This is a genomic window from Chitinophaga oryziterrae, from assembly GCF_009758125.1.
GTDB lineage: Bacteria > Bacteroidota > Bacteroidia > Chitinophagales > Chitinophagaceae > Chitinophaga > Chitinophaga oryziterrae.
Genome location: NZ_WRXO01000002.1, coordinates 656,470 through 678,691, shown reverse-complemented (window position 1 = coordinate 678,691; position 22,222 = coordinate 656,470). Strand labels below are relative to the sequence as shown.

The 22,222-nt window shown below is 45.0% G+C and carries 18 protein-coding genes; 9 read left to right on the top strand and 9 right to left on the bottom strand.

The genetic code is table 11. From position 1 onward, the window contains the following. Positions 1–6 precede the first annotated feature (6 nt). Positions 7–1,191 carry a homoserine dehydrogenase gene (locus GO495_RS10415; RefSeq protein WP_157299614.1) on the top strand — a complete coding sequence of 395 codons (1,185 nt, stop codon included), beginning with the start codon at positions 7–9 and terminating at the stop codon, positions 1,189–1,191. Between the two features lie 63 nt (positions 1,192–1,254). Here the strand turns inward: GO495_RS10415 and GO495_RS10410 are convergent, their stop codons facing one another. The 4 genes from GO495_RS10410 to GO495_RS10395 are packed head-to-tail and all read right to left on the bottom strand — an operon-like array spanning position 1,255 to position 4,080. Next, a complete protein-coding gene (locus GO495_RS10410) occupies positions 1,255–1,824 on the bottom strand; it encodes a Maf family protein (RefSeq protein WP_157299613.1) in 570 nt (189 codons plus the stop codon). Beyond that, positions 1,824–2,765: a geranylgeranylglycerol-phosphate geranylgeranyltransferase gene (locus tag GO495_RS10405; RefSeq protein ID WP_157299612.1), complete on the bottom strand. Its 942-nt coding sequence runs from the start codon at positions 2,763–2,765 to the stop codon at positions 1,824–1,826. The genes GO495_RS10410 and GO495_RS10405 overlap by 1 nt, the downstream gene beginning before the upstream one ends. A 32-nt stretch (positions 2,766–2,797) precedes the next feature. Further along, positions 2,798–3,319 carry a KdsC family phosphatase gene (locus GO495_RS10400; RefSeq protein WP_157299611.1) on the bottom strand — a complete coding sequence of 174 codons (522 nt, stop codon included), beginning with the start codon at positions 3,317–3,319 and terminating at the stop codon, positions 2,798–2,800. Beyond that, on the bottom strand, positions 3,316–4,080 hold the full coding sequence (locus GO495_RS10395; protein ID WP_157299610.1) for a Rossmann-like and DUF2520 domain-containing protein: 765 nt from the start codon (positions 4,078–4,080) through the stop codon (positions 3,316–3,318). The genes GO495_RS10400 and GO495_RS10395 overlap by 4 nt, the downstream gene beginning before the upstream one ends. Positions 4,081–4,387: 307 nt before the next feature. On the opposite strand from GO495_RS10395, the gene topA reads away from it, so the two are divergent. Together topA and GO495_RS10385 are read left to right on the top strand one after the other, a co-directional pair. After that, the gene (topA, locus tag GO495_RS10390) at positions 4,388–6,745 is read left to right on the top strand and encodes a type I DNA topoisomerase (RefSeq protein WP_157299609.1); all 2,358 of its coding nucleotides are present in this window, start codon (positions 4,388–4,390) and stop codon (positions 6,743–6,745) included. An 11-nt stretch (positions 6,746–6,756) separates the two neighbouring features. Then, a complete protein-coding gene (locus tag GO495_RS10385) occupies positions 6,757–7,629 on the top strand; it encodes a transglutaminase-like domain-containing protein (protein ID WP_157299608.1) in 873 nt (290 codons plus the stop codon). 68 nt (positions 7,630–7,697) lie between these two features. Here GO495_RS10385 and GO495_RS10380 read toward each other — a convergent pair whose 3' ends face one another. Next, complete coding sequence (locus tag GO495_RS10380) at positions 7,698–9,815, bottom strand: carboxy terminal-processing peptidase (RefSeq protein ID WP_157299607.1); 2,118 nt, start codon at positions 9,813–9,815, stop codon at positions 7,698–7,700. A 290-nt stretch (positions 9,816–10,105) separates the two neighbouring features. Between GO495_RS10380 and GO495_RS10375 the strand changes: the two genes are divergently transcribed. After that, positions 10,106–11,362 carry an MFS transporter gene (locus GO495_RS10375; RefSeq protein WP_338075396.1) on the top strand — a complete coding sequence of 419 codons (1,257 nt, stop codon included), beginning with the start codon at positions 10,106–10,108 and terminating at the stop codon, positions 11,360–11,362. A gap of 23 nt (positions 11,363–11,385) precedes the next feature. On the opposite strand, the gene GO495_RS10370 is transcribed toward GO495_RS10375, so the two are convergent. Continuing rightward, positions 11,386–11,877, bottom strand: a complete 492-nt coding sequence (locus GO495_RS10370; protein WP_157299606.1) for a YkgJ family cysteine cluster protein — start codon at positions 11,875–11,877, stop codon at positions 11,386–11,388. A gap of 163 nt (positions 11,878–12,040) precedes the next feature. On the opposite strand from GO495_RS10370, the gene gcvP reads away from it, so the two are divergent. The 5 genes from gcvP (at position 12,041) to GO495_RS10345 (ending at position 18,783) form a co-directional block, all read left to right on the top strand. Beyond that, the gene (gcvP, locus tag GO495_RS10365; protein ID WP_157299605.1) at positions 12,041–14,902 is read left to right on the top strand and encodes an aminomethyl-transferring glycine dehydrogenase; all 2,862 of its coding nucleotides are present in this window, start codon (positions 12,041–12,043) and stop codon (positions 14,900–14,902) included. Positions 14,903–15,085: 183 nt separating this feature from the next. Next, positions 15,086–15,604 carry a hypothetical protein gene (locus GO495_RS10360; RefSeq protein WP_157299604.1) on the top strand — a complete coding sequence of 173 codons (519 nt, stop codon included), beginning with the start codon at positions 15,086–15,088 and terminating at the stop codon, positions 15,602–15,604. A 141-nt stretch (positions 15,605–15,745) separates the two neighbouring features. After that, on the top strand, positions 15,746–16,096 hold the full coding sequence (locus GO495_RS10355; RefSeq protein WP_157299603.1) for an MmcQ/YjbR family DNA-binding protein: 351 nt from the start codon (positions 15,746–15,748) through the stop codon (positions 16,094–16,096). A gap of 25 nt (positions 16,097–16,121) precedes the next feature. Further along, entirely contained in the window at positions 16,122–18,014 is a 1,893-nt protein-coding gene (locus GO495_RS10350) for a CocE/NonD family hydrolase (protein WP_157299602.1), read from the top strand. Between the two features lie 55 nt (positions 18,015–18,069). After that, complete coding sequence (locus tag GO495_RS10345) at positions 18,070–18,783, top strand: BamJ family beta-barrel-assembly machinery protein (protein ID WP_157299601.1); 714 nt, start codon at positions 18,070–18,072, stop codon at positions 18,781–18,783. Positions 18,784–18,885: 102 nt separating this feature from the next. Here GO495_RS10345 and GO495_RS10340 read toward each other — a convergent pair whose 3' ends face one another. The 3 genes from GO495_RS10340 to aroB are packed head-to-tail and all read right to left on the bottom strand — an operon-like array spanning position 18,886 to position 22,217. Continuing rightward, on the bottom strand, positions 18,886–19,881 hold the full coding sequence (locus tag GO495_RS10340; protein ID WP_157299600.1) for a chorismate synthase: 996 nt from the start codon (positions 19,879–19,881) through the stop codon (positions 18,886–18,888). Positions 19,882–19,906: 25 nt separating this feature from the next. Then, positions 19,907–21,181, bottom strand: a complete 1,275-nt coding sequence (aroA, locus tag GO495_RS10335) for a 3-phosphoshikimate 1-carboxyvinyltransferase (RefSeq protein WP_157299599.1) — start codon at positions 21,179–21,181, stop codon at positions 19,907–19,909. A gap of 10 nt (positions 21,182–21,191) precedes the next feature. Next, positions 21,192–22,217 carry a 3-dehydroquinate synthase gene (gene aroB / locus GO495_RS10330; protein ID WP_157299598.1) on the bottom strand — a complete coding sequence of 342 codons (1,026 nt, stop codon included), beginning with the start codon at positions 22,215–22,217 and terminating at the stop codon, positions 21,192–21,194. Positions 22,218–22,222 lie beyond the last annotated feature (5 nt).

Genomic DNA, 22,222 nt, shown 5'->3' with positions numbered 1-22,222 from the left:
AAGAAAATGGAAAAAAAGATCATCAATTTAGGAATTTTCGGATTTGGTTGCGTGGGACAAGGGTTATACGAAGTTCTGAACAGAACGAAAGGTATTAATGCCCGCATTAAAAAAATATGTATTAAAGACCCCAACAAACAACGCCCTATAGATGCCAGTTACTTTACTACAGATCCTAACGAGATCCTGAACGATCCCACCATCGATGTGGTAGTAGAGCTGATCAACGAAACAGATGCCGCCTTCCACATCGTAAGCACTGCCTTGCGCAATGGTAAAGCAGTAGTGAGTGCAAGCAAAAGAATGATCGCAGAAAACCTGCCTGCATTATACCAGTTGCAGATAGAGAACAAAGTACCTTTCCTCTATGAGGCATCCAGTTGTGCAAGTATTCCCATTATCCGCAACCTGGAAGAATACTATGACAACGACTTACTGAATGCTGTGGAAGGTATCTGTAACGGTTCTACGAACTATATCCTCACAAAAATATTCGAAGAGAACCAGAGCTTTGAAACAGCACTCCAAAAAGCGCAGGAACTTGGTTTTGCGGAAACCGATCCTACCCTCGATATAGAAGGGTATGATCCTAAATTCAAAATAGTTATACTGCTGTTACACGCTTTCGGAACATTTGTAAAACCGGAAGAAGTATTCAACTTCGGTATTCATCATCTGAATGATTTTGATATACAGTTTGCCAAACAACGCAATTGTACCATTAAACTGATAGGTACCTGCCGCAGGAAGAACGGTAGCGTGAATGCATACGTATTACCTCACCTGGTAAAAGAACATAACCTGCTGTACGATGTATACAATGAATACAACGGTATCCTGTTAGAGAGTGCATTTACAGACAAACAATTCTTTGTGGGCAAAGGAGCCGGTGGTACTGCCACAGGTAGTGCCGTATTATCAGATATCTCTGCCCTGTTATACAATTACCGTTACGAGTATAAAAAGATTAAACAATCCAACCAGCCTGCATTCAGTAATGATGTACAACTGAAAGTATATCTGCGCTACAGCGCACCGGATCAGGTACATCTGGCAGACTTCTTCAATATTTCAGAGAAATATGAGTCTGTTACCTACCGCTATATAGTAGGTACCATCAACTTAGAAAAACTGAAAGAAGCACAGTGGCTGAAGAATAAAAATGTGAACCTGCTGGTACTGGAGGAGTAGCTTATTACGCTAAGAAGCGTAACCAACCATTTAAAAGTAAAAACGGCGCAATTTTTTGCGCCGTTATATTTTCTGTAAGGCTTCCACCACATTACTGATAGGAAGTCCCATTACATTATAAAAACATCCGTTAATACTTTCTATTCCCACTGCACCGATCCATTCCTGTATAGCATAAGCACCGGCCTTATCATAAGGTTTGTACTCATCTATATAATAAGTGATCTGTGCGTAGGTAAGTGGTTTGAAATGTACTTCTGTTTCTTTTGAGAAAGACTGTTCTCCTCCATTATATGTAATTACTACGCCTGTGATTACACGATGCGTACGGCCACTTAATGCAGAAAGAATTTTAATAGCATCTTCCCTGTCTTTAGGTTTGCCAATGATCTTATCATCCAGCACCACTACTGTATCTGCGGTGATGATGATATCTTCATTAGTGCATAATGCAGCCACTGCGGCAGACTTCTGACGCGCAATGTGTACAGGAATATCCGGAATATGCATATCTGCGGGAAAGGTCTCTGCCGTATCCACAACTTTCACTTCAAAAGGGATCCCTGCCTGTTCCAGCAATTGTTTACGCCGGGGAGACTGCGATGCCAGTATTACACGTTTACCGGTATACATCAAAGCATTATTTTAAAGAAGATCATAGATAAGATACCGGTGAGCATGATCAGCTTCACCATAGAACTTACTTTATGGTAATGTTCCGGCAGATGCGCTTTTTTCAGTTGCAGATAAATATATACACATGGCGCCTGTACAAACAGTACCAGGTAAATGATAGCTATATACCATCCTAAAAAAGCAATCCTTATTTCAACAAGCAGGATCAGTACCTGTAAACCTGCCAGCAATCCGTAACACAGGCGTTTGGCGGGCGTTACTCCCCATACAATGGGAATAGTGCGGCAGCCATCCTTACTGTCACCTATCATATCTTCCAGATCTTTTACAATCTCCCTTACCAGGGAAATCATGAAAGCAAACAAAGCGTATACTCCAATGATCTGAATGAGTCTGCGCCCTACGGGAGACATAATCGCTTCAAAACTTTCATAGATCTTCTTCTCGTAGAACCCTACCACCACAACGGCAAGCGCTGTTAAGAAAGAGATCATTACATTTCCGATCAGTACCTGTCTCTTAAAAGAAGTAGAATAAAACCAGAGCAGTAAGGAGCAGAATACCTGGGTAAACCCGAGATAGATTTGCCCTATGCGCCAGGCTACGATAAAACCGATAGATACTCCCGCCATATTAAATATGGTGTGCCAGGCCATTGCCCAGCGACGGTTGATGATCTTGTCGAGCACCATTTTATCCGGCTTGTTGATGATATCAATATTGATATCAAAATAATCATTGATGATATAACCAGCTGCTGCGATAAGTACTGTAGATAAGGAAAGTAAGAAAAAGGATAACGGGGAAAGCGATGGCGATTCCCCGTTATACTGCAGTAATGGCGCTACCACGCAGTATTGCAGTAAAAATTGTGTTAACCCAATATAGATAAGGTTCGGATAACGTATCAACTTGAAAAATGCAGTCAGCAATTTCATAATATTATAATTGCGGTAAAAATAAGAAATGACTAGCGACTGGCAATTTCTTCGTCTATCGTCCAGTGATCATTCAGCTTTAATACCTTTTCTATAATTTCCCTTACACATCCCATACCACCGTTGATGGGAGAAATATAGCGGCAGATACTTTTTATTTCCGGAGCGGCATCTGCCGGACAAACAGGCAACCCTACCAGTTGCATGGCCCGGTAATCCGGAATATCATCCCCCATAAAAATCACCTCATCCCAGCGAAGATCATGTTCAAATACATAATCCTGTAGTTTTTCCTGTTTATCAGTGATCCCGGTATAGATATCCTTAATTCCCAAACCTTGCAGGCGGCTCACTACACTTTCAGACTTTCCGCCGGAAATAATGACGATCCTATATCCCTTTTTAATGGCCAGCTGAAGGGCATAACCATCTCTGATGCTCATTTTACGGGACTGTTCCCCGTTAGGTAGCAATTGTACGGTCCCGTCTGTCAGCACACCATCTACATCAAATACGAAGGTAGTAACGGGCTTAAAAAGCGCTAAAATGTTCATTTGTGAAAATCGTTAATACTGTCAGACATTACTCTGTAGATCAGTTGAAGGTACTTTTGGTCCTGCAGCAGTCCCAGATGTTTGGCCATGGTAGCCTGGTCATTGCGCAAGGCAGGGCCAGTCTGTACTGATTCCGGAGGGAATTTATCCAGTCGCTCAAAGGTTTCTTTGATGATAGGCTCCAGCAGGGAGAAATCCAGCCCGTCTTTCTCACAATAGTTTTTAGCCCTGGTAATCAGGTGGTTAGTAAAGTTATTACACAATACTGCTGCCAGGTTCAGTTGCAGCCGCTGTTCAGAGTTCATCACTTCCACCCTGGAAGAAACGCTTTGTGCAATAGGTTGCAGCCTGCGCATCGTCTCATCATTGGCTGCTTCCAGCAATAATGGGATAGGCGGGAAACTCTTCACGCCCTTGCGGAGAGATTGTAAGGGGTATAATACCCCGGTATTCGAAGAAATTTTACTGATTGCGTCCAGTGGTACGGCACCTGCCGTATGGGCCACAATACGTTTGCCCAGTCTCAGCTGGTCATTTAACAGCGGAATAGCCCCATCGCTTACCGCGATCAGGTACACATCTGCCTCCATATTGATATCCCTCAGGTCGTCCGTAGCTGCCCCAGCATGTATAACTTCCTTTAATTCATCAGCATGCTCTTTCGTACGACTAATCACTTGTGAGATCTGGTGTCCGTTAATTTTAAGCAGTTGACCGAAACAATGCGCAACATTACCCGCGCCAATAATAACTATATCCATTCTAAGTAAAGGTTACATATATATTATGGTGTATGTACCAGTAAAAGGTAAAAAATCAGGAAATTTGCATCATATACTTATATGGTAAAGCTACCCTTCCTATTAAAAACGTTGTTACCCAGCAATTTAACCATTAAACTCTTAATCATTCATTTTAAATGATTTTATCAAAAATATTACATTTACATTCAATACATCGAAAGAGGCTTATTTTTTATTCTCAGCCTACTTTTGTACACTTGCAAAAATCGGATTTGCAATTTTATACGGAATTTTACGTATCTAGTAGCATATAAAGAAGGCATTCATGGCAAAAAATCTAGTAATAGTTGAGTCTCCGGCGAAAGCGAAGACGATAGAAAAGATACTTGGCAAAGACTTCGAGGTAAAATCCTGCTTTGGGCACATACGTGATCTCGAGAAGGATGATATGGGTATCGATATCCCCAATAACTTTAAACCTAAGTACAAAATCCCAGAAGATAAGGAAAAGATAGTAAAGGAATTGAAGAAGCTGGCGAAGGAAACCGATGAGGTTTGGTTAGCAACGGATGAGGACCGTGAAGGGGAAGCCATATCATGGCACCTTTGCGAAGTACTCGGCCTTGATCCTGACGTGACCAAACGCATTGTTTTCCATGAAATTACAAAGCCAGCCATCGAAAAAGCCGTCTTAAATCCCCGTTTACTGAACATGGACCTGGTACACGCCCAGCAGGCAAGGCGTATACTGGACAGGATAGTAGGTTTCGAACTCTCCCCCGTATTATGGAGGAAGATGAGTATGCGGAACTCATTATCTGCCGGCCGCGTACAATCTGTAGCGGTAAGGCTGATAGTGGAAAGGGAAAGAGAGATCAATACCTTCAACTCTGTAAGCACCTTTAAGGTAGAAGCATTTTTTACAGCTAAAGACATTGCAGGCAAGAACATTACATTTAAAGCTGAAGGGCCTACCCGTTTCAAGACCGCTGAGGATGCTGAAAAGTTCTTGCAGCAGTGTGTAGGGGCCGCCTACAGCGTTAAAGATATTCAGGTAAAACCGGGCAAGAAGTCGCCCGCCGCACCTTTTACCACTTCCACCTTACAACAGGAAGCCAGCCGCAAGCTGGGCTACAGCGTATCTAAAACGATGCTGCTGGCGCAGAAACTGTATGAAAGTGGTAACATCACCTACATGCGTACGGACTCCGTAAACCTGTCTGATACTGCCCTGGGCGAGATCCAGAAGGCGATCACCACCAACTACGGAGAAAGGTACCACCAGCACCGCAAGTTCAAAAACAAGAACGAGTCTGCCCAGGAAGCGCATGAGGCCATCCGCCCGTCTTACATGGAGAACTCCACTGTAGATGACAGCGATACCAAGAAACTGTATGAACTGATCTGGAAACGTACCATCGCCAGCCAGATGAGTGATGCTGAACTGGAAAAGACCACGGCTAAAATTGATATCTCTACCAATAAAGAGGAACTGACAGCCAGCGGGGAAGTACTGAAATTCGACGGTTTCCTGAAAGTATACATGGAAGGAAAGGATGATGAGGATGTAAGTGATGAGGAAGATGCAGATGATGGCTCATTGCCACCATTACAGGTGAAACAGGCCCTGCCCCTCAAAGAAATGAAAGCTACAGAACGTTTCAGCCGCCCTGCTCCGCGTTATACGGAAGCAAGTCTGGTAAAGAAACTGGAAGAGCTGGGCATAGGACGCCCGTCTACCTACGCTCCTACCATTACCACCGTACAAAAACGTGGTTATGTTGAAAAGCGTGAGAAAGAAGGTATTAAAAGGGATTTCCGTATTCTTACCCTGAAAGACGATAAGATCGAGAAAGTAACCGATACCGAAAATACCGGCGCTGAAAAGAACAAACTGTTCCCGACAGACCTTGGTATGATCGTAACCGACTTCCTGAACCAGTACTTTAACTCAGTAATGGACTACGGTTTCACCGCCAGGATTGAAGGGGAGTTTGATGAGATCGCACATGGCAAGAAGATATGGAACAACATGTTAAATGAGTTCTATACCCCTTTCCATAAAGATGTGGAGAACACCCTGGAAAATGCTGAACGTGTAAAAGGCGAACGTCCGCTGGGTACAGATGAAGCAACCGGTAAACCTATCGTGGCACGTATGGGACGTTATGGCCCGATGATCCAGATAGGTAAAGTGGAAGATGAAGAGAAGCCACGTTTTGCGAAACTGAAGGCTACTCAGAGTATTGAAACCATCACCCTGGACGAAGCAATGGAGTTGTTCAAACTGCCCCGTAACCTGGGTAAATTTGAAAATGAGGATGTTACGGTGAACATCGGTCGTTTTGGTCCTTATGCTGCACATGATAAGAAGTTCTACTCTCTTAAAAAAGAAATGGACCCTTATACCATCGAACTGGACGAAGTGGCTCCGTTAATTGCGGAAAAACGTACAGCCAAAGATGAAAGGACGATAAAAATCTTTGAAAAAGAGAAGATCCAGATACTGAAAGGCCCTTATGGTCCGTATATAAAGCAGGGACTGAGGAACTTCAAAATTCCCAAGGAAAAGATTGATACCGCTGCGGATCTTACAGTGGAAGAGGCGAAGGCTATTATAGAAGATGTAAAGGCTAATCCTCCTAAGAAAAAAGCACCCCCGAGGAAAAAGAAAGCGGAATAATGGAATAAACTATGCACGAAACCAAAGAAATAAATGCCCTGTTTCACCTGCTGGATGATCCGGACCAGGAGGTGTATGATACCGTTGCCAGCAAGATATTATTGTTTGGCAAGGAGATCATACCTAACCTCGAGCATTTATGGGAGAACACGATAGATGAGTCCATACAGGAAAGAATCGAACAGGTGATCCACCGCGTGCATTACAAGGATTTGCAAACAGCACTCCTGCAATGGAGCAGCGCAGAGGCCCCGGACCTGCTGCAGGGCGCTATACTGGTGGCCCGCTACCAGTACCCGGACATGCAGCCGAACAGTGTATTGACAGAAATAGAGCGGATCAAACGTAATATATGGCTGGAACTGAATAACTACCTTACCCCGCTGGAACAGATCAATGTCTTAAACAGCATGATCTACAATTACTTCGGGTTAAAGGGGGAAGAAGTGGCTTACGTTCGTAAGAACCAGTTCTTTATCAACCAGGTAATAGAATCCAAGAAAGGGAACCCTCTTACAAATGGTATTGTTTATCAGAGCCTTTGTGCGATGCTGGACCTTCCTGTGTATGCAGTGAATATCCCCCGTCAGTTCATACTGGCCTATTTTGATAGCTTTTATGACTTTACCGAGCCACCAAGGCCGGATGATGTACGTATCCTGTTCTTTATAGATCCTATACAGGGACAGATATACACACATCAGGATGTGGAAGGGTATTTAAAGAGGATGTCTATTCAGCCGGTCCCTTCTTACTTCAACCCTCAGTCCAATAAAAAGGTGATCCAATTCCTGCTGGGAGAATTGCTGAAATGCTTTCAGGATGATAAGGAAGCTTATAAACAGGAAGAACTGAGAGACCTGATTAAGTTATTAAACGAATAAAGCTCCGCAGGAGCCAAATAAAAAAAGCCGCGAATTAAATTCGCGGCTTTTCTATTTGTAGTAAGTTATTACTTCTTTGCAGTTTTTCCCTGCATCTTAGGATAAGACAGTACGATCAGATCATTCATCACGTTCACTGCTTCATCCAGGTAAATATCTTTTTGTCTGAATTTCAGCCAGTCTTTGTTACGGGCCAGTTTGGAAGTGTCCTTACCAATTTTGTCAAGGTCTACTCTCAGACTTTCTATATTCAGTTCTTTTACTTTATCATTTGCGGCATCAAAACGTTTCAGCGCAGCAGTATTAGTTTTCTGCTCTGATTTGTAAGCCTGGATGTTCAGAGAGTAAGTCTCCTGCTTCTCCATGTTCTTGATCGTGCTGATATTATCATTCACCATCTTAAACGCTTCACTGCTTGCCATACGTTTGTCGCTGTTCTTTTTCAATGCTTCTACAGGAACAGGGTCTACCCATGTATTGTAGGTCGCTTTCGGAATTTCATCCCAGGCCAGTGCATCTTTATCTTTGCGCTCTGCTACCTCATAATAAGGATCAGGCAACACGATATCAGATGATACACCTTTCAGCTGTGTAGAACCCCCATTTGCACGGTAGAACTTCTGCTGGGTGAGTTTAATAGCGCCTAACGGACCGGTATCTTTGGTAGAGTAGAATTCATCCAGGTTAAACATCCGCTGAACGGTCCCCTTACCATAAGTAGAAGAACTACCGATGATCACGGCACGTTTATAATCCTGCATCGCTGCTGCCATGATTTCAGAAGCGGAAGCGCTGTATTCATTTACCATGATAGCCAGCGGGCCGTCGTACTGTACATTCTTGTCACGGTCGCGCAATACCATTGGATCGCCGGTACGTGATTTTACCTGTACAACAGGACCTTCCGGTATAAACAGACCGGCCATCTGTACCACGTCCTGTAAAGAACCACCACCGTTAAAGCGGAGGTCCAGTATGATACCTTCAACGTTTTCCGCTTTCAGCTTGGTGATTTCCTTAGCCACATCTTCAGAGCAACGGGCACCGTTACGGTCCTGGAAGTCTGCATAGAATTCAGGAAGATAGATGTACCCTAATTTATGCTGACCATTAATGATCGCTGATTTTGCAAAAGTATCATCCAGTATTACCTCATCGCGGGTGATAGAGATTACTTTGATAGTACCGTTTGCACTTTTCACTGTCAGTTTCACAATAGAGCCTTTGCTGCCCCGGATCAGTTTCACTGCATCTTCCACCGCATAACCGGTGATGTCTACGGGTTCTTTATCCCCCTGTGCTACTTTCTGGATCACGTCGTTTGCTTTCAGGTTACCTTCTTTCCAGCTGGGGCTTCCGGTAACGATGCTAACGATCCTGATCTTACCATCTTCTTCGCGGAGTTGTGCGCCAATACCATAAAACTTACCAGCCATCTGCTCTTCGAAAGCCCTCTTTTCATCAGGCGGGAAGAAGTCGGTGTGCGGGTCCATCGTAGAGGTGATCGCATTCACGTATAAGCTGAAACGTTCGTTATCGTCCTGCTTGTTTTTAAGACGGTCGAAATAACGGTCGTATACTACTTTCACTTTAGCGCGTGCCTCTGCTTCGAGTTCCGCGTCCGTCTTAGGCTTTTCGGTCTTTGACTTATCGCGTGCCTCCTGTAGTTCCACCAGTTTTTCCAGTGTACGGTATTTCAGCACCTTGCGCCATGCTTCCACACGGGCAGCGGCATCCTCAGGATAGTCGATCTTATCAGGATCAAGGACTACCTTTTCTTCTTTGGTAAAGTCGAAAGGATGTGCCAGTATTTCGGGGTAGATAGCAGCGGCTTCTGCAACACGCTGTTTGATCAATACATTTACAGTATCAAAACAATCCAGGGGAGCGCCCTGCATTTCATCATCTACATGTGTAGATAAAGGCTTGAGTTTATCAATATCACTTTTCAGGAAAAACTTCTTCTCGCTGTCCAGCGTTTTCAGAAATTTCGTAAACACTTCTTTGGAAAAAGCATCATCAATATTCTTTGGCTGATAGTGCCCCTCTTTCAGAATTTGCCCAACCAGTCCCATGATTATCTCATGCCTGCCAGGAGGGTCTTCTTTGTGTAGTTTGCTGAAGGCTAATCCCCCCATCGAAATGGTTATCAGCAATACCGGTATAATCACTTTCATTCTTCTCATAGAAATCCAAAATTGAACATCATCAAATATAGCACAAAAACCCCCATTGTACTTAAAGGGCAGCTTTCTTTAACAAAAGATTAGAACCAGGGTAATTTAGCATAGTACTCATAAAGGCAGCAGATTAAGGGTTGCTACATTCACATAGATTTGCTGCTAAAACCAGACCAACTTATTATGGTCCCTTATTACCTATAAAAATACGGATCTTATGGTATATAACGATACCGTTCATCAGATATAGTGCCTCAAATGTTTTACTTTTGCCTGAGTATTAAAAAACCTGATCCGTGGATAATCCTGTCGCTTCAAAGAATGATCCTTACGCTTCGTTACGTTTACCAGAGTTTAACTACTACCTCGTCATCCGCTTCGCCATTGTTTTCGCGCTCACCATGCAGTTTACCATTATTGAATGGAAAGTATACCAGCTGGCACATGATCCCTTTTCACTGGGGCTCATAGGACTGGCAGAGGTGATCCCTGCCGTGTTGCTGGCACCGTTTGCCGGACACCTGGTAGATAAGCTGGAGAAGCGGAAAATCATGCTGTTATGCATGGTGGCTTATATCATCCTCGGGCTGGGACTGTTCCTGCTCACCTGGGACAAGGCGGTGGCAGGCATTTCCACTAACCGGGTACTGAATTGCATTTACATACTGGTGTTTTGCGGAGGTATCGTGAGGGCTTTTGTAAGCCCGTCCAACTTCTCGCTGATGGCGCTGATCGTACCAAGACCTTTATACGCCAACGCCTCTACCTGGAGCAGCAGTTCCTGGCAGATAGGCGCTATGGCTGGTCCTGCACTGGGAGGCCTGTTAATACACTTATTAGGCGTGCATTGGGCTATGCTGCTGGTTGTATGTATTTTCTTTGCTCCGCTGTACAGTATGATCATGATCAAACCCAAGCCTATACTGTATAAATCACAGGGAGAAAGTTTTTTTGAAGGCCTTACCAAAGGGATGAAATTCGTGTGGAATACCAAGGTGGTATTGAACGCGATGGCATTGGACATGTTTGCCGTATTGTTTGGAGGCGCAGTTGCACTACTGCCAGCATTTGCAACGGATATACTTCATGTAGGCTCGCTGGAATTTGGCTTTTTACGTGCGGCGGTAGCCGTAGGCTCTATCATCACAATGTTCATCCTGGCATACAAGCCGCTGGTCTACAGACCCGGTATCAAACTGTTGTTTGCAGTGTTTGGCTTCGGCTTGTGTATCATTGTCTTTGGCCTGTCTACAAACTTCTACCTGTCCTTACTCGCATTACTGGTCAGCGGGATGCTGGACGGTATCAGCGTGATTATCCGTCAGACCATCCTGCAACTGAAAACACCGGATGATATGCGGGGGCGTGTATCTGCGGTGAGTTCCATGTTTATAGGATCGTCGAATGAACTGGGAGCGTTTGAAAGCGGATCTGCCGCACGCCTGATGGGACTGGTCCCCTCTGTAGTCTTTGGCGGATGTGTGACACTGGGCGTCGTAATTACAACTTATATCATTTCTCCGGCTATGCGAAAGCTGGATTTAAAAGCATAAAAAAGGCTCCTTACGGAGCCTTTTTACTTTACAATATCTTTCAGTTTTTCCAGCACATAAAATACGGCCGGACAAATCGTACTATTCAAAAAAGTAATATTCGGCCGCTTCACAAAATCATAACTATCCGTGTAAGGGTAATTCTGACAATCCCCCGGACGCGCATCGTAAATACTGCAATAATTCTCTGCATCCAGAAACGGGCAGGGAGCCGTTGTTACCACATAATCGCCATCTTCGTCCATCCTCAGATAGGTATCAATAAAAGCCGTTTCCTTCATACCCACATACTTAGCCGCACGTTTGATATCCGGCGCTTTGAACCGGGGACTGATCGTTTTGCAGCAACCCGCACACTGCAGGCAGTCGATATGACTGAATGCCTCATCATGGAGATCCGGCAGTTTCTTTTCCACACCTCTGCCTTTTTTTGTCTGCAGCTTCTGCAAAAACTGTTTGTTCGCTTTCTGCTGCTCAATAGCCTTTTCTTTCCAGTTTGTAAGTATGTCATCCATCAGGATACAAAGATAGGTAATAGTACATAGACAGTATTATGACAATAACCTGATTTTATTATCCGGGTTTATCACCACACTTTCCACAACGACCGCCCGTTTTTGGCCATTGCTGAAAAACATTATAGCTTTGCGCATTCATTTCATCATAGTTCTTCACATCATGAATCTTTTTGATATACAACAAAATGAGTTCGTGGGTCGTCATATAGGGCCTACCGAAACTGAAACCAACCACATGCTGGGTACCATTGGGGTATCCTCACTCGAAGAGCTTGTAAATAAGACCGTTCCTGGTGCTATTCGTATGCAAAAGCCACTGGCAGTGCCTGCGGCGATCAGTGAAAGTGATTATCTGCGTATGCTCAAAGAAATATCATTGAAAAATGACGTATTCCGCAATTACATCGGGCAGGGGTATTATGATACTATCACGCCGAGTGTAATCCTGCGTAATGTGTTTGAGAATCCGGGATGGTATACGCAGTACACTCCTTATCAGGCAGAGATTTCCCAGGGTCGCCTGGAAAGCCTGCTTAACTTCCAGACAATGGTAAGCGACCTGACAGGCCTGCCTATTGCAAACGCTTCCCTGTTAGATGAAGCAACCGCTGCGGCAGAAGCCATGGCCATGTTCTTCAGCGCTCTCAATAAAGATCACGATCATCTGAGCCGTCCTACATTCTTTGTAGACAGCAATGTATTCCCGCAAACAAGAGACGTAATATATACCCGCGCTACACCACTGAACATTAATGTAGTAGTTGGCGATTTCGCTGCTGCTACCCCTGATGCTTCCTGGTTTGGTGCACTGGTGCAATATCCAAATGCACAGGGTGCTGTGGAAGATTACCGCAGCTTCATCGATAAGGTCCATGCGGCCGGTGCTTACGTAGCGATGGCAACAGACCTGCTGGCATTAACACTGCTCACTTCTCCCGGCGAGCTGGGTGCTGACGCAGCTTTAGGTTCCGCACAGCGCTTCGGTGTTCCATTAGGTTTTGGTGGTCCGCACGCTGCTTTCTTTGCAGTAAAAGACGACTTCAAACGTTCTATTCCGGGTCGTATCATCGGTGTAAGTATCGATGCTGAAGGCAAACGTGCTTTACGTATGGCCCTGCAAACCCGCGAACAACATATCAAACGCGAAAAAGCTACTTCCAACATCTGTACGGCACAGGCATTACTGGCTAATATGGCTGCAATGTATGCTGTGTACCACGGACCGGAAGGACTGAAAAATATCGCTACCCGCGTAGCTATCCTTGCCAGCGCCCTTGCTGAAAAACTGAGTGCTAAAGGATTTGCGCTGAAAGCAAATAACTTCTTCGATACAGTGACCGTATCTGTAAAAGATACGGCTGCCATCAGAACAAAAGCAGAAGCTAAAGGAATCAACTTCTTCTATCCTTCAGAAGGACTGGTAGTCATCTCTCTTGATGAAACGGCTACCATCCAGGATGTGAATGATGTACTGGCAGTTTTTGACGCAGATGCTATCTCTAAAAACATCAAAGCTACCAGCATTCCGTCTGCCCTGGAACGTACTTCTCCTTACCTGTTGCACCCCGTGTTCAACAGCTATCACAGTGAGTCGAAGATGATGCGTTACATGAAGATGCTGGAAAATAAAGATCTGTCGCTGAATACTTCCATGATATCTCTCGGTAGCTGTACCATGAAGCTGAACGCTGCAACAGAAATGATTCCTTTGAGCTGGAGCCACTGGAGCAAGATGCACCCGTTTGCACCCAAAACGCAGACAGGCGGTTATCAGCAGATAGTAGACGAACTGAGTGACTATCTCTGCCAGATCACTGCCTTTGATGCATGTAGCCTGCAACCTAATAGTGGCGCCCAGGGCGAATATACCGGCTTGCTGGTCATCCGCGCTTTCCACGAAAGCAGAGGAGAAGGCAAACGTAATGTAATGCTGATCCCTATCTCAGCGCACGGTACCAACCCTGCTTCTGCAGTAATGGCCGGCTTTAAGGTAGTGGTAGTAAAAGCACTGGAAAACGGGTATATCGATGTGGAAGATCTGAAAGCCAAAGCGGCAGCCCACGCGGCTGACCTGGCCGGTATCATGATCACCTATCCTTCTACCTATGGTGTATACGAAGAGAGCGTGAAAGATATCTGCAACACCGTACACCAGTATGGCGGACAGGTATACATGGATGGCGCCAACATGAATGCGCAGGTGGGCTTAACCGCTCCCGGCCTGATCGGCGCTGACGTATGTCACCTCAACCTGCACAAAACATTCGCTATCCCTCACGGTGGTGGTGGTCCCGGTATGGGCCCTATCTGTGTAGCGAAACACCTCGCTCCTTTCCTTCCGGGGCACGTTAACCTGGAACACAAAGCACAGACGAAGGCAGTTTCAGCCGCACCGTACGGTTCTGCCAGTATCCTGCTCATCTCTTATGCTTATATCCGTTTACTGGGAGCAGAAGGGCTTAAAAACGCTTCTGAATTCGCTATCCTGAATGCCAACTACATGAAGGCAAGACTGGAAAAAGCATATGATATCCTTTACAACGGTGTTAACGGTACCTGCGCACACGAGTTCATCGTAGACCTCCGTCCGTTTAAAAATACAGCAGGTGTTGAAGCGGAAGACGTTGCAAAACGTTTAATGGATTACGGCTTCCACGCTCCTACCCTCAGCTTCCCGGTACCAGGTACTGTGATGATCGAGCCTACAGAAAGTGAGGACCTGGGAGAACTGGACCGCTTCTGCGATGCGTTACTGTCTATCCGTGAAGAGATCAGCGCTATTGAAGAAGGAAGAGCAGATAAAGCACAGAACGTGCTGAAACACGCGCCCCATACACAGTTTGTAATTACGGCTGATGAATGGACACGCCCTTACAGCCGTCAGATAGCTGCTTATCCGCTGGATTACGTTAAACTGAATAAATTCTGGCCATCTATCAGCCGTGTGAATAACACTTATGGTGACCGTAACCTGATCTGCACCTGCGAACCAGTGAGTGCTTATGCGGAAGCGGAAGCTTAAAAAAGGAATTTCCTGATATTTTACACCCCGGACAGTCTGTCCGGGGTTTTTTATTTAAAAAAAGATAGTATGACTATCAATCTATTACCCCGCATATACAAAATTATTTCCAAAAACATATTATAAATAAAACGATTTAACACTAAATTATATATATTGGTATTCAGAAAAACCATTATAACTATGCAGGATTACTCTTTTATGACCACTGAGGAAATCTTTCTCCTACAGGATGCGTTGAAAAAGAACAAAAGGCAGATCACCAAATTTATGTTGATCGGCCTGACACTAGTGCTGATTGCAGCCTTTGTGCCACAACTATTTCTAAAAAGCCGTCTTACTCAGGAAGAAGTAGATCAGTCATTATTCTCTTACAAGAATGCCTGGTTCTGGACATGGCTGCTGACTTTCGTTTTAGTGCTGATATTCGCACTCATCAAAGTAACAGATGTTCGCTACTACACTATCAAAAAAGACCTTACTACTTTACAGAAAGGACAGATACAGGTGCCACTTGAAACAGTGTACCAGGGTAACAACGATATGCAAACCAGCTTTATCGTAAAAAAGGAAGGACTGAAAAAGAAACAACGGCTCTTCTACTGGATGCGCGGACGCCTGAACGATTTCCGGGCAGGGCAGGAAGTAGAGATTGTTTACGGCCGTCATTCACGTGTGATCCTTTCCATCAGTAAAGTATAAGATTCAGAAAAAACCAACCATATCATCTGCATCGTAGCAAAGTAAACAACTTTCAATATTTGACCGGGGCTATTCCTTCAGCTGTTTGCTGAGGCTGGCCCCGGCTCTTTTTTAGCAAATGATCCTTAACTTTGAAGGGCTATGAATATTGAACAACTCCAGGAATATTGCATTTCACTGCCAGGTGTAACAGAAGAGTTCCCATTCGGGGAAGAAATTCTTGTATATAAAGTAAAAGGAAAGATCTTCGTACTCACCAACATTGACAACTTTCAATCGGTTAACCTGAAGTGCGATCCCGAAAACGCGGTTGAATTACGCGAACGTTATGATGGCGTTACTCCCGGATATCACATGAATAAAAAACACTGGAATACAGTAGATGTACATTCCAACATACCCAACAAACTCCTGCTTCAATGGATCAGGGATTCATATGACCTTGTTGTAAAATCATTGCCAAAGAAAGACAGGGAAAGCCTGCTATCATAATAACCATCAAACTCAGTAAAAGCTTATGAGAAAATTGCTATGCCTGCTCATAGTGGGTATGTTTATGCATACGGCATGCTCCAGGGCAGTGAACAAAGATTCACTATGGATGTATGAACACTACACCAAAAAAGAAGTGTACATACCTATGCGGGACGGTGTTAAACTCTTCACCTCCATCTATCTTCCAAAAGACAACGCTGAAAAACATCCCATGCTGATGACCCGCACTCCTTATTCCTGTGCGCCATATGGTGATAATGCATTCCGCCCTTACTACAATACCTATCTGAATAACTACCTTCAAAAAGGTTATATCATGATACTACAGGATGTAAGAGGAAGATGGATGAGTGAAGGAACTTTTGTAGATGTACGCCCCTTTAATCCCAATAAAAAAACCAAACAGGATATCGATGAAGCCAGTGATACCTATGATACCATAGACTGGCTTGTGAAAAACCTGGCTAACAATAACGGCAACATAGGTGTATTCGGTATCTCATACCCCGGCTTTTACTCTACCATGGCGGCACTGAGCGGTCATCCTGCATTAAAGGCCGTAAGCCCGCAGGCGCCGGTTACAGACTGGTTTATGGGTGATGATTTTCACCACAACGGGGCATTTTTTATTGATGATGCTTTCTCTTTTTATACCAGCTTCGGACAACCCCGCCCCCAGCCTACTACCGTAGGGCCTAAAGACTTCGAGTTCGATTCTAAAGACAGCTACGCCTGGTACCTGAAAACAGGCGCTATCAGGAACTTCTCTAAATTAATGGGAGATAGTATCGCTTTCTGGAAAGACCTCTGCAATCATCCCGACCTGGACAACTGGTGGAAAGCCCGCAACGTACGTCCTTTCTTAAAGAATGTACAGCCAGCTATGCTGGAAGTGGGCGGACTCTTCGATGCGGAAGACTGCTTCGGCGCCTGGAATGTGTATAAATCGATAGAGAAACAAAGTCCGCAGGCTAATAACCGCCTGGTAATGGGCCCCTGGTACCATGGGCAATGGGCGTCTAAAGACGGCACCCATCTCGGCAACGTTCATTTCGACAGCAACACGGCTGAATGGTACGAGCAACACGTAGAAATTCCCTTCTTTGAATATTACCTGAATGGTAAAGGTCCTGCGCCGGATATCGCAGAAGCCACCGTTTTCTTTACCGGGGAAAATCAATGGAAACAACTGCCTCAATGGCCTCCTGCCGGTATGCAGCCTACGCCTGTCTACCTGCAGCCCGACGGCAAACTGGATTTCACGAAACCTATTGCGGCCAACAGCTTCAGCGAATATGTGAGCGATCCTGCCAAACCGGTTCCTTATACAGAAGATGTACATTTTACCCGCACCATCAGCTATATGACTGACGACCAGCGTTTTGCTTCACGCCGCCCGGATGTGGCTGTATTTGAAACCGCCGTACTGAAGGAAGATCTTACCCTGGCAGGTCCCCTGCTGGCAAAACTGATAGTAAGCACCAGCGGGACTGATGCCGACTTCATCGTGAAACTCGTAGACGTATTCCCGGATGATTTCAAATATGGCGCAGATGATGCCAGCGAACACCGCAGGATGCCTTCTGCTACTTATCCGATGGGAGGTTACCAGATGCTGGTACGTGGCGAGATCATGCGTGGGAAGTACCGCAACAGCTTCGAAAAGCCTGTTGCCTTCGTACCCGATCAGCCAACAGATGTATCTTTCAGCATCCCTGACATTGCGCATACCTTCAAAAAAGGGCATAAAGTGATGATACAGGTGCAGAGCAGCTGGTTCCCATTGGTTGACCGGAACCCACAGGTATTCACGGATATCTACCATTGTGATGATAAGGATTTCCGGAAAGCGACGGTCCATATTTATCATGATGCGCAGCATCCATCCCTAATTGAATTGCCGGTAATTAAATAGTTACTAACTTGCAACCTGTCAAATTATACCATTACAACTGATAATGAACTGTTTTATGAATAAAAACGCCCTGTTACTGGGAGCATTAAGCCTCTTATCCCTTCCCGGGTTTGCACAGAAAAAAACCGCTGTTAAAGCCAAAGGAAGCACTGTAAAGGTGAATCCCCTGATCAAAACAAAAATAGACACTGTGAGTTATGGCATCGGCCAGGATATCGGCAGTACGCTGAAAGCACAGGGAATGGACAGCCTGAATTATGATTTGCTGATTAAAGCTATAAAGGATGCTGCAAAAGGCACAACCCCATTATTAACTAAAGATCAATGCAATATGAGCATAAGTGATTATCTACAAAAATTAAAAGCAGAAAAGATGTCAAAGAATAAGGTTGTAGGTGAGCAGTTCCTCGCTGAGAATAAAACAAAACCTGGTGTAGTTACCCTACCCAGCGGTTTACAATACGTGATCCTGAAAGCGGGAGACGGTCCTAAACCAACCATCAACGACAAAGTAAAAACACATTATCATGGTACGTTAATCGACGGTACCGTGTTTGATAGCTCTGTAGAAAGAGGTGAACCGATCTCCTTCCCTGTGAGTGGTGTGATCAAAGGCTGGACAGAGGCTTTACAGTTAATGCCGGTTGGTTCTAAATGGAAATTATTCATTCCTTCTGAATTAGCTTATGGCGATCGTCAGGCAGGTCCGAAGATTGGTCCTGGTAGTGCGCTGGTGTTTGAAGTTGAATTACTGGCTATTGAGAAATAGTTTTATCCCCCTCGGGGATATTGAACAAAAAAAGGATGACCTGCGGTCATCCTTTTTTTGTTAGGATCTTTTCCGGGGCTTGGCCCCAGACCCCGAAATTATTCATTTCCAGATTCTTCCACTTCTCTGCTCTATAAGCATAAAATCCGCCAATGCCATCGCGGCAACAGCTTCCAATACAACAGGTACCCTCAGCGCAATACATAAGTCATGACGCCCTTTCACACTAAAAGCCTCCACTTCACCGCTCTTTACATTTAAAGTATGCTGTTCTTTAGGCGTGCTGGATGTAGGTTTCACCGCTACACGGAATACCAGCGGATTTCCATTGGTAATACCACCTACTACTCCACCTGCATGATTGGTGGCAGTTTTGCCGGTAGCATCAAGAATAGCATCATTATGTTCCACCCCTTTCATACGGGCAGCGGCAAAGCCGGAGCCAAACTCTATCCCTTTGATAGCAGGGATCGCAAATACGGCATGTGCAATGGTAGACTCTACAGAGTCGAAGAAAGGTTCTCCTAATCCAACAGGCAATCCTTCTACCACACATTCTACAATCCCGCCCACAGAATCTTTGGCTGCAATCGCAGCTTCCAGTCCTTTTTCCGCATCCGGTAATCCGGCTACTTCTGTCAGCCTAGCGCGGACAGTAATATTTTCTCCCAGGATCTTTTTAGCGATCACACCGGCAGCCACCAGGTTAAGGGTAAGCCTTCCGCTGAAATGTCCGCCGCCGCGGTAATCCTCAAAGCCGCCGTATTTAGCGGTAGCTACAAAGTCGGCATGACCAGGGCGGGGAAATTCACGCAGCTTTTCATAATCCGTACTGCGGGTATTATTGTTCTCGAATAATATCGTGATGGGTGCACCGGTGGTATGATCATTAAACACACCGGATTTTATATGCGGCAGATCATCTTCCTTGCGGGGAGTAGTACCTTTTGCACCAGCCTTACGACGGCTGAGATCGGGCAGAAAGTCTTCCTGTGTAAGCGGGATACCGGCAGGAATGCCGTCTATATTAACGCCCACACTTTCACCATGAGATTCACCAAAAACATTCACCCGGAATAATCTACCAAAACTGTTCATGCGGAATATTACTTTTTGTTAAATATTATATACCCTGCGGTTCTCCTGCTTTCACCACACCACCTATCTTCTGCAGATGATCATAAAACTCTGGATAAGACTTGTTGATGGCTTCTGCTTTTTCTATGATCACAGGACCGTCTGCCGTTAATGCTGCTACTGCACAAGCCATGGCAATGCGATGATCTGCATGTGAATGTACCAGTCCGCCTTTGATCCCTGTACCACCATGTACCAGCATTTCATCTCCATGAAGGTCTATCGTGATACCCAGTTTACCAAATTCTTCCTGCAGTGTTTTACCACGGTCACTCTCTTTATGCGCCAGTCTGCTTACACCTAAGATCTTGGAAGTACCATGACAATTAGCTGCCAGTGCTACTAAAGGAGGGAATAAATCAGGACAGTCAGTGGCATCAAAATCAAATGCATTCAATTGATGTTTCTCCACGATCATTGTAAACATACCAGGTAACAGGCCTGCACCTGCTTTCTCCAATGCTTCCAGGATCGCTTTATCCGATTGTGCAGAATGTGTATTCAGATGATGTACTTCCGCTTTACCAGCTACAGCCGCAGCTACCAACAGGAAAGCAGCACCGCTCCAGTCACCTTCCACGGTATACTCGCCTGCTTTATACGCCTGCTTTTTACCAAAATGGAATTTCTCAAATCTCTCTTCTGTTACTTTCACACCGAACTGCTCCATCAGTTGCAGTGTTAATGCAATGTATGGTTTGCTTTTCAGGTCTTTTACAGTGATAGTCACCTCTTCTGCCACAGCACCATAGGCCATCAGCAGACCGGTAAGGAACTGTGAACTGAGAGAACCATCTATCGTAATATTTTTTGCTTTCAATGGTCCCTGTATCTTCAACGGCAGCTTACCTTCAAAAGTGCTGCATTTTACATCCAGCTGAGGTAATACTTCTTCAAAGAAATTCATAGGACGGGTAGTTAAACTACCATGACCATTAATCGTTATCGCCTGTGCAGACAGTGAAGCGATCGGGGTGAACATACGAATGCCCAGTCCTGATTCTCCGCAATTGATTTCATTGGAACGCGGATGAACACCACTGCCTGTTATTTCAATATGCTCTTCTGTTCTTATCACTACAGCGCCCAGTTTCTCTGCTACATCCAATGCTGCCAGGCAGTCATCGCTAAGGCCGGGATTACGGATAATACTTTTGCCATTGCTCAGCAACGCAGCTGCCACCGCACGCTGCATAGCGCTTTTGGATGGGTTGGCGGTAACAGTGCCGTTTATAGTGCCGGGTAATATTGTTACTTGCATTTTTTCTTTTTTATAGTTCGTCCAGCAGTTGCTTTAATTCTGAAATAGGTACAGCCTGTGTTAATGCTTTTCCTATTTCTTCCAGCAATACAAAATGAATAGCATCTCCTTCCCTCTTCTTATCCATTCTGAAGATGTTATACACTTCTTCTTTATTGGATGTAAGCGTTACGGGCAACTGGTAGTCATTAATGAGGCGGATCAGCCGGTTGGTTTGCTCTACCGGTAAGCCTTTCAGCTTCTCTGATATTTTGGCTGCTGCCACCATACCAATAGCCACGGCTTTACCATGTGCAATATTTTCCAGTTTCTCTACAGCATGCCCCAGCGTGTGACCGAAGTTGAGCCAGCGGCGGGAGCCGTTCTCAAACTCATCTTCCAGTACTACTTTGGTCTTCAGTTCCACAGAACGTTCTACCAGGTATTCCAGTATGGCCACATCGCGTTGCATCGCTTTCTCCCGGTTTTCTTCCAGGTAGGTGAACAGTGTGGCATCCATGATACAGGCATACTTGATGATCTCCGCAAAGCCGTTATGCCATTCATCATCAGGCATTGTTAACGGTAAGGAATAATCAAAAAGAATGAACTCCGGTTGACGGATGGTACCCAGCAGGTTCTTATGTTTACCATGGTTGATACCGTTCTTTCCTCCTATGGACGCATCTACCTGTGCCAGCAAAGTTGTAGGTACAAATCCTACAGGCATACCGCGCATATAAATACTGGATGCATAACCGGTGAGATCTGTGGTCATACCGCCACCAATGCCAATGAGCATTGTTTTGCGGTCTGCTTCCAGTTCTATCAACCCGTTGATGATCTGCTCCAGCACATCTTCGCTTTTATTTTCTTCCCCATCCGGGATCACCAGCTTTTTCCATCCCGACAATTTATGCCCATGGTGTTTGTCCACATTCTCATCCAGTACCAGGACCGACCTGGCAGGATCTGCATAATTGCCCAGCTGTAGCAGGCTTTCTCCCAGATAATATTTCGTATTACTATGCTGGAACTGGTAAGATAACGTTCTCATATTTT

Coding starts and splice junctions, on each gene's coding strand:
- GO495_RS10380 (WP_157299607.1), bottom strand. CDS start 9,815: ATGAGAAGAATGAAAGTGATTATACCGGTATTGCTGATAACCATTTCG.
- GO495_RS10360 (WP_157299604.1), top strand. CDS start 15,086: ATGCAGGATTACTCTTTTATGACCACTGAGGAAATCTTTCTCCTACAG.
- topA (WP_157299609.1), top strand. CDS start 4,388: ATGGCAAAAAATCTAGTAATAGTTGAGTCTCCGGCGAAAGCGAAGACG.
- GO495_RS10415 (WP_157299614.1), top strand. CDS start 7: ATGGAAAAAAAGATCATCAATTTAGGAATTTTCGGATTTGGTTGCGTG.
- gcvP (WP_157299605.1), top strand. CDS start 12,041: ATGAATCTTTTTGATATACAACAAAATGAGTTCGTGGGTCGTCATATA.
- aroA (WP_157299599.1), bottom strand. CDS start 21,181: ATGCAAGTAACAATATTACCCGGCACTATAAACGGCACTGTTACCGCC.
- GO495_RS10350 (WP_157299602.1), top strand. CDS start 16,122: ATGAGAAAATTGCTATGCCTGCTCATAGTGGGTATGTTTATGCATACG.
- GO495_RS10410 (WP_157299613.1), bottom strand. CDS start 1,824: ATGTATACCGGTAAACGTGTAATACTGGCATCGCAGTCTCCCCGGCGT.
- GO495_RS10345 (WP_157299601.1), top strand. CDS start 18,070: ATGAATAAAAACGCCCTGTTACTGGGAGCATTAAGCCTCTTATCCCTT.
- GO495_RS10370 (WP_157299606.1), bottom strand. CDS start 11,877: ATGGATGACATACTTACAAACTGGAAAGAAAAGGCTATTGAGCAGCAG.
- GO495_RS10340 (WP_157299600.1), bottom strand. CDS start 19,881: ATGAACAGTTTTGGTAGATTATTCCGGGTGAATGTTTTTGGTGAATCT.
- GO495_RS10400 (WP_157299611.1), bottom strand. CDS start 3,319: ATGAACATTTTAGCGCTTTTTAAGCCCGTTACTACCTTCGTATTTGAT.
- GO495_RS10395 (WP_157299610.1), bottom strand. CDS start 4,080: ATGGATATAGTTATTATTGGCGCGGGTAATGTTGCGCATTGTTTCGGT.
- GO495_RS10385 (WP_157299608.1), top strand. CDS start 6,757: ATGCACGAAACCAAAGAAATAAATGCCCTGTTTCACCTGCTGGATGAT.
- GO495_RS10405 (WP_157299612.1), bottom strand. CDS start 2,765: ATGAAATTGCTGACTGCATTTTTCAAGTTGATACGTTATCCGAACCTT.
- aroB (WP_157299598.1), bottom strand. CDS start 22,217: ATGAGAACGTTATCTTACCAGTTCCAGCATAGTAATACGAAATATTAT.
- GO495_RS10355 (WP_157299603.1), top strand. CDS start 15,746: ATGAATATTGAACAACTCCAGGAATATTGCATTTCACTGCCAGGTGTA.